The sequence below is a fragment of the Acidobacteriota bacterium genome (genome assembly GCA_016184105.1).
GTDB lineage: Bacteria > Acidobacteriota > Vicinamibacteria > Vicinamibacterales > 2-12-FULL-66-21 > JACPDI01.
This window is the reverse complement of sequence record JACPDI010000007.1, coordinates 32,633-44,760: the sequence shown is the minus strand read 5'-3', so window position 1 is coordinate 44,760 and position 12,128 is coordinate 32,633. Positions and strand designations below refer to the sequence as shown.

12 protein-coding genes are annotated in these 12,128 nt (G+C 68.7%); 6 read left to right on the top strand and 6 right to left on the bottom strand.

What is annotated here, in order from left to right; genetic code table 11:
- Nucleotides 1-9 precede the first annotated feature (9 nt).
- The 6 genes from HYU53_01710 to HYU53_01685 are packed head-to-tail and all read left to right on the top strand — an operon-like array spanning nucleotide 10 to nucleotide 5,869.
- Entirely contained in the window at nucleotides 10-1,362 is a 1,353-nt protein-coding gene (locus HYU53_01710) for a hypothetical protein (protein MBI2219906.1), read from the top strand.
- A 1-nt stretch (nucleotide 1,363) separates the two neighbouring features.
- Nucleotides 1,364-2,734, top strand: coding sequence for an aminopeptidase P family protein (locus tag HYU53_01705; GenBank protein MBI2219905.1), 1,371 nt, complete (start codon nucleotides 1,364-1,366; stop codon nucleotides 2,732-2,734).
- A gap of 9 nt (nucleotides 2,735-2,743) precedes the next feature.
- Entirely contained in the window at nucleotides 2,744-3,634 is an 891-nt protein-coding gene (locus HYU53_01700; protein ID MBI2219904.1) for an NAD-dependent epimerase/dehydratase family protein, read from the top strand.
- A gap of 36 nt (nucleotides 3,635-3,670) precedes the next feature.
- A complete protein-coding gene (locus HYU53_01695; protein MBI2219903.1) occupies nucleotides 3,671-4,567 on the top strand; it encodes a dienelactone hydrolase family protein in 897 nt (298 codons plus the stop codon).
- Between the two features lie 29 nt (nucleotides 4,568-4,596).
- Nucleotides 4,597-4,917, top strand: coding sequence for a hypothetical protein (locus tag HYU53_01690; protein ID MBI2219902.1), 321 nt, complete (start codon nucleotides 4,597-4,599; stop codon nucleotides 4,915-4,917).
- 19 nt (nucleotides 4,918-4,936) lie between these two features.
- Entirely contained in the window at nucleotides 4,937-5,869 is a 933-nt protein-coding gene (locus HYU53_01685; GenBank protein ID MBI2219901.1) for a threonine/serine dehydratase, read from the top strand.
- Between the two features lie 64 nt (nucleotides 5,870-5,933).
- Here the strand turns inward: HYU53_01685 and HYU53_01680 are convergent, their stop codons facing one another.
- From HYU53_01680 to HYU53_01655, 6 genes are all read right to left on the bottom strand, one after another.
- Nucleotides 5,934-7,337 (bottom strand): polynucleotide adenylyltransferase, encoded by a 1,404-nt coding sequence (locus HYU53_01680; GenBank protein ID MBI2219900.1) that lies wholly within the window; start codon nucleotides 7,335-7,337, stop codon nucleotides 5,934-5,936.
- An 87-nt stretch (nucleotides 7,338-7,424) separates the two neighbouring features.
- A complete protein-coding gene (locus tag HYU53_01675) occupies nucleotides 7,425-8,213 on the bottom strand; it encodes an SDR family NAD(P)-dependent oxidoreductase (GenBank protein ID MBI2219899.1) in 789 nt (262 codons plus the stop codon).
- A gap of 119 nt (nucleotides 8,214-8,332) precedes the next feature.
- Nucleotides 8,333-8,635 carry a hypothetical protein gene (locus tag HYU53_01670; GenBank protein ID MBI2219898.1) on the bottom strand — a complete coding sequence of 101 codons (303 nt, stop codon included), beginning with the start codon at nucleotides 8,633-8,635 and terminating at the stop codon, nucleotides 8,333-8,335.
- Between the two features lie 350 nt (nucleotides 8,636-8,985).
- Nucleotides 8,986-9,924, bottom strand: a complete 939-nt coding sequence (locus HYU53_01665) for a proline dehydrogenase family protein (protein ID MBI2219897.1) — start codon at nucleotides 9,922-9,924, stop codon at nucleotides 8,986-8,988.
- Nucleotides 9,924-11,054 (bottom strand): 1-acyl-sn-glycerol-3-phosphate acyltransferase, encoded by a 1,131-nt coding sequence (locus tag HYU53_01660; protein ID MBI2219896.1) that lies wholly within the window; start codon nucleotides 11,052-11,054, stop codon nucleotides 9,924-9,926. Before HYU53_01660 ends, HYU53_01665 begins: the two co-directional genes overlap by 1 nt.
- 62 nt (nucleotides 11,055-11,116) lie before the next feature.
- Nucleotides 11,117-12,127 carry an isocitrate dehydrogenase (NAD(+)) gene (locus HYU53_01655; GenBank protein ID MBI2219895.1) on the bottom strand — a complete coding sequence of 337 codons (1,011 nt, stop codon included), beginning with the start codon at nucleotides 12,125-12,127 and terminating at the stop codon, nucleotides 11,117-11,119.
- Nucleotide 12,128 lies beyond the last annotated feature (1 nt).

Below are 12,128 nucleotides of genomic sequence, written 5' to 3'. Positions count from 1 at the left end.
CCGCGCAGAATGGCTTCACATCTCCCGCCCGCCGTCGCCGCTTCGGCGCTTTACGACAGCTTCCTCCAGGCGGCGCTCCGCCAGTTCTTCGCGCGCGCCGCGTTCGAGACCCAGCCGGTGCTGTCGGCCTCTTCCGACGGGCGCCTCTCGATCGAGCCGACCTCCGATCCGTCCGAGCTGACCATTCGCTGGTTCGGCATGCGGCACACGCTGCACGTGCCGGCGCGCCGGCCGTTCACGCCCCACGAGGTGCGAATGGCCAGGGCGATCGGCTCGGTGCTCGCGGCGCGGTACCGCGCGATCTTCGACCCGCGCCTCATGGCGTCGCGCGGCGACCTGTTCCGCGGCGCGATTGAGGACCGTTATGTCGGCGCGTTCCTGACCGGCGAGTACTCGCTGAACGAGCGGAACGGCCGCGCGGATACCGTCGCGACGGCGATCGAAGTGCTGCGCGTGGCGGCGCTGTCGAGCTACGAGAACAAGGCGATCTCGTCCGGTGCGCTGCTGCTCGACACGGAGGCCGACCCGGTCGCATCCGCCCGCACCGCGCCCCCGGGCGCGTCGCCGTACACGCCGGCGCTGACGGCGATCAAGAGCTTTTATCGCCTGTGCGACGGCGTGAACACGGTCTTCCTCGTCAACCGCAGCGGCCTCGTCCTCGACATCGTCGAGATCGCGCGGTGGGCGGGCGTGCGCAGCGAGGCGGCGCTGCAGATTCCTACCGCGCTGCCGTACGTGTCGCACGCCGGGGCGACGCGCCTCGGCGAGTTCTGCATCGTGCTGAGCCCGTCGCACGAGATCAAGGTGTTCGCGGAAGGCGTGCAGATGTTCACGTTCCGCAACGCGAACTGGGAGCTGCTCGACATCGGCGCGAAGTACGAGATGTGGGCGGAGGCGGTCGGCAGCCGCCCGCTCGCCGAGCGCCTCTTCCAGACGGCGCTGGACCTGTCGGACGCGCGGCGCGGCGCGCTGTTCGTCCTGCTGCGCGACCCGCAGCAGGCCGTCGGCCAGCTCGTCGCGCCGGCCGACCGGCTCGACACCATGGCGGAGCCGGTGACGGCCAGAACGTCCCCGTCGCGCCGCGACCTGATGTACCTGCTGGCGGGCCGCACCGCGCTCGACATGGACCGCACCGTCCTCGAGGCGCTCGCGACGATGGACGGCGCGACCGTAGTGGACCGCGACGGACGGCTCCTCGCGGTGGGCGCCATCCTGATGCACCCGACCATTCCGCACGAGGTCATTGTCGAAGGCGCGCGCACGACGGCGGCGATCGCGGCCGCGCAGTACGGGCCGGTGCTGAAGGTCAGCGAGGACGGGGCGATCACGTTTTATGAGAAAGAGAAGATCTGGGAGATCTAGCATGAAGCGTACTGCAGTTGCCTTCGTCGCCGCGCTTGCCGCAATCGGCGGCGGGTCGCAGGTGGTGGCCGAGCGGACGGGGTACCCGGCCGAGGAGTTCACCGCGCGGCGCGAGGCCCTGGTGAACCGCGTCCGGAGCGGCCTTATCGTGTTCTTCGGCGACACCATGCCGGACCTTGGGGTGCGGCAGCGCCAGGACAACGACTTCTACTACTTCACCGGCAACGAGGATCTGAACGCGGTAGTCGTGCTCGATGCGGGCCAGCGGTCCGCACACCTGTTCCTGCCGCGGCAAACCGCGTCGGAGATCCGGTCCGACGGGAGGAACTGGCTGGAGCAGGGGGCGGAGGCGATGGCCAGGGCGCGCGGGTTCGCATCGATCCTGCCGCTCGATCAGCTCACCGAGTTCCTCGCGCGGCGCCGGCAGGATTCGGGGCCGCAGCCGCTGTGGCTGCGCCTGTCGGAGGCGGACGAGGTCGATCAGAGCCGCGGCAACAAGACGCTGTACCTGAGCCGCCGCTTCAAGGGACCGTTCGGCGGCCAGCCGTCCGAAGACGCGTGGCGCGTGGAGCAGATCCGCGCGCGCTTTCCGTACTTCGAACTGAAAGACGTCACGCCGGAAGTCGATCGCCTGCGCATGATCAAGACGCCGCGCGAGATCGAGATCCTGAAGCGCAACGGCCGCATCAGCGCCGAGGCGATCACGGCGGCCATCGAGCTGACGGCCGCGGGCCGCTACGAGTACGAGCTTGAAGCGGAAGCCAGCTACGTGCTCTTCCGCAGCGGCGTGCAGGGAAACGGCTATCCGGCCATCGTGGGATCGGGCCCCAACGTCAACGTCTGGCACTACAACGACAACGGCAAGGCGCTCGGCGACGGGGAGCTCGTCGTCATGGACTACGGCGGATCGCTCGATTACCAGGTGGTTGACATCACGCGCACGTGGCCCGTCTCGGGCCGGTTCGACGACCTCCAGCGCCGGGCGTACCTGTGCTCGCTCGAGGCGGAAAAAGCGATTATCGCGATGATGAAGCCGGGCGTGACCCGAAACGACACGCGTGCCGTGGCCGAGGCGATCTACCGGAAGCACGGCTTTCCGGGGGGATCGTCGGCCGGGCACTTCGTGGGAATGAGCGTGCACGACGTCGGGGACTCGGGCGCGCCGTTCGAGCCCGGCATGGTCATCGCGGTCGAGCCGATCGTGGAGGACGCGACCAAGCAGCTCCACGTGCGAATCGAGGATACCGTGCTCATCACCGCCGGCGAGCCGCTCGTGCTGAGCAGCGGAGTGCCGAAGGAGATGGACGAGGTGCTGGCGCTCGTCGGCGCGCGGAGCGGCGCGCGTGTCACGCCGAGCACGCGAGTACGTTAGGTTAAGAGGATGAAGGTCTTCCTGACGGGTGCGACAGGGTACATCGGCAGCGCCGTGCTGGACGCGTTGCTCAAGGGCGGGCACGCGGTGACCGCGCTCGTGCGCGACCGCGAGAAGGCCGCGCGCGTCGGCGCGCGCGGCGTCGAGCCGATCGTCGGCTCCCTGAGTGCGCCGGACGGCTGGCGCGACGCCGCGGACGGACAGGACGCGATCATCCACACGGCGCTGGACTACTCGGGCAACGGGCCGGAGTCCGATCGACTCGCCGTTGACACAATCCTGTCGGTTGCGCCCCCGCTGTTCATCTACACCTCCGGCGTCTGGGTGCTCGGCGCGGCGTCGTCCGCCGCGGACGAATCGGCGCCGCTCACGCACCCCGCGCCGTTTTCGGCGTGGCGCGTCGAACAGGAGAGAGCCGTCCTTTCTGCGAACCGCGCCGGCCACCGCACCCTCATCGTGCGTCCCGGCATCGTGTACGGCGGCGCGCGCGGCATCGTCTCGGACATGCTGCGCGATGCCACCAACGGCATCGTCCGCGTGATTGGCGACGGCACCAATCATTGGCCGCTCGTCTACGACCGCGACCTGGCGGAGCTGTACGCGCGCCTGCTGGTGGCCCCGGAGGCGGCTGGCGTGTACCACGCGACCGATGACGCCGACGAGACCGTGAACGAGATCGTGGAGGCGATGCGCGCGGCGGTGCCGCAGCCCGCCTCGCTGCGGCACGTGCCGCTGCCGGAGGCGCGCAAGAAGCTGGGCGCGTTCGGCGACGCGCTCGCGCTGGACCAGATCGTCCGCAGCACGCGCTCGCGAGCGATTGGCTGGGCGCCGGCGCTGCGATCGGTGTCCACCAACATCCCGCGGCTGCTGGAGGAGTTGCGAAGGGGTGACGCGCAGTAGGGGGATCCGGAGGAAATCGGAGCAGGAGGAGCTGCGATGACGAAGATGGTTCTTGCCGTGTCTGTGATGTTCCTGTCTGGCGCCGCGCCCGGCTTCGCGCAGTCGGACCCGCACGCCGGTCATGCCACGCCGGCGCAGGCGGCCGCCGCGCCGGCGCAGCCCGCGCCGTCCAACCCGGCGCTGCCGCCCGGTGCGAACGCCGCGGCCGAGGCGCTGAAGCAGTCGCCGCGCCACGGCGAGTACGTGGACATCAGGGTGCCGGGCGCCAGCGCGCCGATCACGACCTGGGTGGTGTACCCCGAGCGGAAGGACAAGGCGGGTGTCGTGATCGTCATCCACGAGATCTTCGGGCTCACCGATTGGATCCGCGGCGTGGCGGACCAGCTTGCGGAGGATGGTTTCATTGCGGTCGCGCCCGATCTGCTTTCGGGGAAGGGCCCGAAGGGAGGTGGCACCGCGGAACTTGGGGAGGAGGCGACGAAAGTCATCCGGACGCTCACACCCGAAGAAATCACGAACGCGCTGAACGCCGTCCGCGACTACGCCGCGAAAGTGCCGGCCTCGAACGGGAAGAGCGCCACGGTGGGCTTCTGCTGGGGCGGATCGACCAGCTTTACGTACGCGACGAACCAGCCGGCGTTGAACGCGGCGGTCGTGTACTACGGGACATCGCCCCAGGACGCTGCCGCCTACACGCGCGTCAAGGCGCCCGTGCTCGGGCTGTACGGCGGCAACGATGCGCGCGTCAACGCGACGATTCCGCTGGCGCAGGACGAGATGAAGAAGGCGGGCAAGACGTACGAGCCCCACACATTCGACGGAGCCGGCCATGGCTTTCTGCGGCAACAGGATGGCCAGGGCGGCGCGAACATGAAAGCCACCGAGCAGGCCTGGCCGCTCACGCTCGGGTTCCTGCGAAAGCATCTCGGCTAGGTCACGCGGACGCCCGAGGCCCGGAGGACATGGCGAAGCGGACTCCCAACGTCACGTCCACCCGCACGCCGCCGCGCGATAGGGCGGTGACGGTGAAGCTGTCGCCGCAGGAGTATCAGCTCGTCTCGTATGCCGCTTCGCGGAGTCGTGCCCGCGGCATCCAGGTGTGGATGCGCGAGCGGCTGCTCGAGGCGGCACGCGAGAAGGTGCCGGAAAAGACGGCCGCCAGCATCATCGAGGGGCGCGCCACGGCGGACCTGCTCAGAGAGTCACTGAAGGAAGCGCGCGCCGCGAAGCGCTCGGGCGGCAAGGTGCTGGAGTTCGCCGGGCGCCCGCGCGAGGAGAAGTAGGAGAGTGTCCACCGCAGCGCTGGTCTCCCTCCACGCCGTCCGTGCCGCGGCGCGCCGCATTGAAGGCGTCGCGAGGCGAACACCGCTCGTGGACGTCACCGACATCGCCGGGCAGTCGCTCCTGCTCAAGTGCGAGAACCTCCAGCCGATGGGCGCGTTCAAGATTCGCGGCGCCTACAACATGATCGCGCAGCTCTCTCCCGACGAGCGTGCGCGCGGCGTCATCACCTACTCCTCCGGAAACCACGGCCAGGCGGTCGCGTACGCCGCCAGGCGGCTCGGCATTCCCGCTGTGATCGTCATGCCAACCACGGCGCCCGCCGTCAAGGTTGACGGGGCGCGCGAGCTGGGAGCGGAGGTGCTCTTCGAGGGCACGACGACGCTGCACCGGAAGGCGCGGGCGGAGAAGGAACAGCAGGCGCGCGGGCTGGTGATGGTGCCGCCCTTCGACCACGAGCGAATCATCGAAGGGCAGGGCACCGTGGGGCTCGAGATCGTCGAGCAGCTCCCCGAGGTCGGCACGGTGGTCGTGCAGGTGGGCGGCGGCGGGCTCATCGCGGGCGTTTCCGCCGCGGTCAAGCTCCTGAAGCCCGCCGTCCGCGTCGTCGGCGTCGAGCCGGCGGGCGCGCCGAAGATGACGGCATCCCGCCGCGTGGGCCATCCGGTCACGCTCGACTCCACGACGTCGATCGCGGACGGGCTGCTCGCCGTGCGCCCCGGCGAACTGACGTTCCTTCACGCGCAGCAGTTCGTGGACGATGTCGTGACCGTCGATGATGCGGCGATCGTGAAGACGACGCGCTGGCTCGTCGAGCGCGCGCACCTCGTCGTGGAACCGAGCGGCGCGGTGGCGGCGGCGGCCGTGTTCGAGGGGCTCGTGGACGGGCCTGCGCCGGTCGTGGCGGTGATCAGCGGCGGGAACGTGTCGCTGGCGATGCTCGCGTCGCTGTAAGACGGAAATAAGTGGGACAGTCACACTTTCCCAGGCTCTGCTGCGGAAAGTGTGACTGTCCCACTTATTTCCGTCCGACGAGCTCCCGCGCGACTGCGAGGCCCTCCTCGGAGGTCGCGATCTCCCCGTCGAGCTGCTTCTCGTAGATCTGCTTCAGGATTTCACCAACCGCCGGCCCAGGCGTCATGCCGAGCGCGAGCAGGTGCCGGCCGAGAACCAGCGGCGTCGGCGGCGCGTGCTCGACGCCGAGCGCGCGTGCGCGTTCGAGAAACCAGTCCATCGCGCTGCAGTCGAAGAGGCCCGTACGGCCCGTGCAGTCCGCCTTTGCCATGCGGGCGAGCAGTTCCAGATCCACCTTCTGCGCGAGCCGCCGGAAGGCGCCGTCGCTCACCGTATCGCGCGCCTTGTAGAAGGCACCGGGCTTCAGGTGGTGCGCCACCATGCCGAGCACCTGCCGCCGGACGTCGTAGCCGTCGATCGTGTTGACGTTGAGGCGATCGAGGACGGCTGACGCCGGCGCCACGCCCATCGCCTCGTGGTCGAGCGATCGAATCCGGCCGTCGATGTGCGCGGTCGTTGCCGGCTTGCCGAGATCGTGGCAGACCGCTCCCAGCATCAGCGCCACCTTGCACGCGTGCGCGAGGTCGTCGATCCTGGCGCGCGCCTGGTCCACTACGAGCAGCGTGTGCGCCCAGACGTCCCCTTCCGGATGCCACTCGGGCTCCTGCTCGCATCCGGCGAGCGCGTCCAGTTCGGGAAGCAGTTTTGCGGTCACGCCGAGATCGCGCGCGTACGCGAGGCCGATCGACGGGCGCCCGGCACGAAGCAGGAGCTTCTCGACCTCTCCCCAGATTCGCTCGCTCGGCAGGTCGTCGAGCGCGATGTCGCGGCACAGGCCGGCGGTGGCGGGCTCGATCGCCAGCGAAAAGCGCGCGGCGAACTGCAGCGCGCGGAGCACGCGCAGGCTGTCGTCGCCGAACGTGTCGGGATCGACGACGCGCAGGACGCGTCGCTCGAGGTCGACGCGCCCGCCATAGGGATCGACGTACCGATCGGCCAGCGGATCCCACCCGATCGCGTTGACCGTGAAGTCACGCCGGCGAAACGCCTCCTCGCAGGAGAGGCCGGGGTCGCCGGTGACCGCGAACCCCTTGTGACCGCGGCCGATCTTCGACTCGCGCCGCGGCAGCGACACGTCGAGGCCGCCGACCTTGTAGACGGTGAAGCTCTCGCCCACCGTGTCCACGCGCCCGAACGAGGAGAGCAGCTCGCGCAGCCTGGGGGCGGGGACGCCGTAGACCTCGATGTCGATGTCCTTGGACGCGAGATTCAGCAGCCGGTCGCGCACCCATCCGCCGACGATCAGCGCGCGAGGCGCAGTCGACTGGCGAGGAGCCCGCGGTGGCTCCGCGGCGACGGCCCGCGCGATTTCCAGCGCGAGGGCGAGGGATTGTTCCGTCTCGGTCACGCAGTCTCCCCTCTGGGGCGAGCGCCGTCTCCCCCTTGGGGCGGACTTTCAGGTCCGCCGCGCGAGCCTGCGAAGGCTTGCGCCACGTCAGCGACGCCGGCCGTACTTCTGCACGAGGCGATCGGTCAGGCCCGGCGCGATCGCGTTGAGGATCACGAGGCCGCGCGACATCGCGTGGGGATACACCTCGGCGCGCGGCCGCTGCAGGCAGGCGGCGACCGATCGCGCCACGTCCGCGGCGTCCTGCTTCGGGCCGAGGCCCGACACGGCGTGCCCGAAGTCTCGCTTCATCGCGTCGTGGAACTCGGTCCGCGTGGAGACCGGGATGATCACGCTGACATGGATACCCGTGCCGTGCAGCTCCGCGCGCAGCCCCTCGGCCAGGCCCACCTGTGCCGCCTTCGTGGCGGAGTACGCGCTCGTGAAACCGATGCCGCGCTTTCCGACAATCGACGACACGATCAGGATGTGGCCGGAGCCCTGCCGGCGGAACACGGGGAGCGCCGCTTCGATCGCGTTGAACGTGCCCATGAAGTTCACGTCCATGAGCCGGCGCATGACGTCCTCCGGCGTGTCGTCGATGGCGCCGTGAAACCCGATGCCTGCGTTGCAGACGATCGCGTCCAGGCGGCCGAAGGCCGACATCGCGCGCGTGACGAGCGCGTCCATGTCCGCGCGCCGCGTCACGTCGCCCGGGACGATTTCCGCGCGCCCGCCCGCGGCGGCCACGCGCGCGGCGATCTCGCCGAGCCTGTCGGTCCGCCGCGCGCTCAACGCGACCGCCGCCCGCTCCCGCGCGAGCGCCTCGGCGCAGGCGGCGCCTATCCCCGCCGAGGCTCCCGTGATGGCCACGGCGCGTCCAGCCAGCCCATGCATCCCGCGATGATATACGCCGCCGCACGCGACGGTCGACGGGAAGAAAGCAGAAAGGCCGGGGGTCGCTCCCGTCGGAGCCACCCCCGGCCTGTGGCAGCAGGGTACAACCGTTTCCGCGCTTATGCCGTGCGCCGCAGCCCCATCTCCTCGGGGCGCAGCAGGTGACGCTCGGCGTCACCCTCGAAAACCACGCGGGGCCGGGCCTGTCCCACGTCCCAGCCCGGCGAGTCGTGCCCGCACGAAGTGCAGCGCAGCATGACTTTGTTCTGCTCGAAGTGCAGTACCGAATCATGTCCGCGCAGCGAGCAGAACGCCTGCCGCATGGATTCCACCATCCGCCCGAGGAGCGAATCGTCCTGCGCCTGGCCGCTCTCGCCCGTCATGCTCGACGCCGTGAGTTGCTGAGGATAGTTGGTGACCATCTGGGCGTGACCCGGTGCTCCCGGTTCCTTCTTTCTTTGCGGCCTGTTCAGTTGGACGCGCCAGACACCTCGCGCGGTTCGTCCCACAGCCGGGCCGCGGCGGCTGCCGACGGGCCGATAATCCAAAGCGTGTGCCACGGCTGTATTGGTCCAGGCGAACTACCGGGTGGGAAAGGAGTTAGGACCGGGTTGCTGACGAGCTACGCGACCTCATCTGGGTAGATTTCGCCACACCCCGGCCCGGCCGGGGCGTTCAATTACATATCAGCGACCGTCCAGCTACCCAACACTCAGGGGGACAGTCACACTTTCCTGGGCGGCTGCTTCGGAAAGTGTGACTGTCCCCCTTTCTACCGCTCCGCGACGATTCCCTTCAGCACCCAGCCCACGTTTGCGGGGCGCTCGCCGAGGCGGCGCATGAAGTAGGGGAACCACTCCGGTCCGAACGGGATGTAGATTCGCATGCGGTACCCCTGGGCGATGAGCGACGCCTGGAGGTCCCGCCGGATGCCGTACAGCATCTGGAACTCGTACTGGTCCTTCCCGATGCCGAGGCGCGCCGCGATCTCGTTTGTCGCACGGATCATCGGCTCGTCGTGGGTGGCGATGGCCGGGTACGCGCCGTCCTTCAGCAGGATTTCCGTGATGCGCACGAACGCCGCGTCCACCTCGTGCTTCTGCTGATACGCGACGGTCCGCGGTTCCTTGTAGGCCCCTTTCACCAGGCGCACTCTCGCGCCGAGCGCGTTCACGCGCCGCGCGTCCTCTTCGCTGCGCCTCAACGCCGATTGCAGCACGACGCCGATGTTCCGGTGGTCGTGCTGCCAGAGCGTCTCGAAGATGCTCAGGGTGACCTCGGTGTACGGCGAGTTTTCCATGTCGATGCGCACGAAGAACCCGAGCGCGCCCGCCTTCTCGAGGATCTTCCGGAGGTTGTCGACGCAGGTGGCGCGGTCGATGTCCAGCCCGAGCTGCGTCAGCTTCAGCGAGATGTTCCGCTCGATGCCTGATTCGGCCACGCGGTCGATCACGTTGAGGTAGGCGCGTGTCGCGGCGGTGGCCTCCGCCGTGTTGCGCACGCTCTCCCCGAGCTGGTCGAGCGTGATCAGCATGCCCGCGCCCTCGAGCGCGCGGGCGGCGGCGATGCCTTCCTCGAGGGTTTCCCCGGCGATGAAGCGTCGGGCGAACCCGGCGCCGTTCGGGCGCACGCCGTAGCGCGACGCCATCTTCTTCAGGGTATGACTGCCGGCCAGTGCATGGAAAAAGCTCTTGGAAACGACGTCTATCATCAGTGTGTCGCTGACTTTCTCGACGCGATCAGGTGCTGGATCGTTCGGGCGTAGTAGCGAAGGACGGTCCGGTCGCGAACACGGAACCGCGAGCCCCGCTCGATGACGATGACATTGCGCGCGGCCAGGAGGGAGGTGCCCTCCGTGACGGCACGCGCCGGCTGCGAGATGAGGAGATTGGCGCCGTTGGCGCGCAGCACCTCGATGACCGCGGCCGCGCGGTCCTCGAGCTGCCGGCGGCCGATCGACGGGCGCATCGCCGCGGCCACGATCGCGGTCGGCAGCACCTTATGAAGCCGCCCGATCGAATCACGGATGCGATGCGCGAGGTCGAGCACGTCGCGGCGCGAGTGAGGGTCGTAGTCGCTGAAGCGGATCGCCGGCCCGAACGACACGAAGGCCCGCGACTCGTAGCCGACCGCGTAACGGACCATGTCCGCCAGCGCGCGCGTGAACGGCTTCGACCGCCGTTTCTGCGCGAGGTGCGGGAGGATGTGGTCCTCCAGCACCAGGTCGTACGCGACCGCCGTGGGCACGATCACGATCGAGTCCACGTGTGCCTGCAGCGTCGCGTGCAGCAGTCCCGTTTTCGGCGGCTTCAGCTCGCCGGTATAGCTCCGCCCCCCCTCGATATAAAAAAGCAGGTCGTGCTGCCGCAGCAACTCCGAGACGTACGCCTTCAGCGTGACGAGGTACGCCGGATCTTTCATGTTGCGGCGAATGGGGATGGCGCCGGTGACATGCTTGTGCAGCAGCCCGAGCGGGCCGCCGAACAGGTTGATGCCGGCCGCGATGACCGGCGGCCGGATGTCATGATCGTCGAGCACGAGCGGCTCGACCAGGTAGTCCAGGTGGCTCTTGTGGTTGGAGATGTAGATGACGCGCCCGGCGGCGGTGGCCGCCTGGACGATCTGAATGTTCTCGTGCAGACGCTCGACCTTGCGCAGGATCGGGTAGAGCGGGTGTTTCAGCGCGCGGTAAAACGAGTAGCGCTGCGTCGTCCGCAGCTCGTCGAGATACGCCTCGACGCGCTCCCTGACCTTCGCGTCAGGCTCGCCGCTGGCGTCCCGGAGATACCGGGCCACATCTTCGCGCGCCAGGACGGCCTGTGTGATGTCGTCCAGCTGCATGGGCGTGAAATGCGACTATACCACGCGCATCCGCCTGGTACCTGGCCTCTGCTACCCCGTCTCTACGCGGCCTTGTCCATGGCGCGGCAGATCGCGTCGGTCAGCTCGGAAGTCGTCGCCATGCCGCCCATGTCGCGCGTGAGCACCTGCCCCTGCTCGAACACGCGGTACAGCCCGGCGCGGATGCGCGCGGCGGCGTCACGCTCGCCGATGTAGTCGAGCATCAACAGCGCCGAGAGCAGCAGCGCCGTCGGGTTCGCAAGATCCTGCCCCGCGATGTCGGGCGCCGAGCCGTGCACCGCCTCGAACATCGCCGCCTCCAGCCCGATGTTCGCGCCGGGCGCGAACCCGAGCCCGCCGACGAGCCCCGCGCACAGGTCCGATACGATGTCGCCGTACAGGTTTGGCAGGACGAGCATGTCGAACTTCTCGGGGAACATCACGAGCTGCATGCACACCGCGTCCACGATCCGCTCGTCATAGCGGATCTCGGTGTAGTCGCGCGCTATGGTGCGGACGCTGTCGAGGAACAGGCCGTCCCCGAGCTTCATGATGTTGGCCTTGTGGATCGCGGTCACGCGCTTCCGCCCGTTGGCTTTCGCGTATTCGAACGCAAATCTGCCAATGCGCGTGGACGCCTTCTCGGTGATGATCTTCAGGCTCTCGACGATGCCGGGGACGATCTCGTGCTCGAGCCCCGAGTACAGATCCTCGGTGTTCTCGCGGACAATGACGAGGTCGATGCCCTGGAACCGGGTCTTCACGCCGGGAATGTTGGTGATGGGCCGCAGGTTCGCGTACAGATCCAGCGCCCTGCGCAGACCCACGTTCACGCTCGTGAAGCCTTCGGCGATGGGCGTGGTCACCGGCCCCTTGAGCGCGATCTTGTTCCGGTGAATGGACTCGAGCAGTTCGGCGGGAAGCGACGTCCGGTACTTTTCGAACGCGGTCACGCCCGCGTCCATCCGCTCCCAGTCAATTCGGACGCCGGAGGCGTTGAGGACGCGGACGACCGCTTCGGTCACTTCAGGCCCGATGCCGTCGCCCGGGATCAACGTAATGGTATGCGTCATG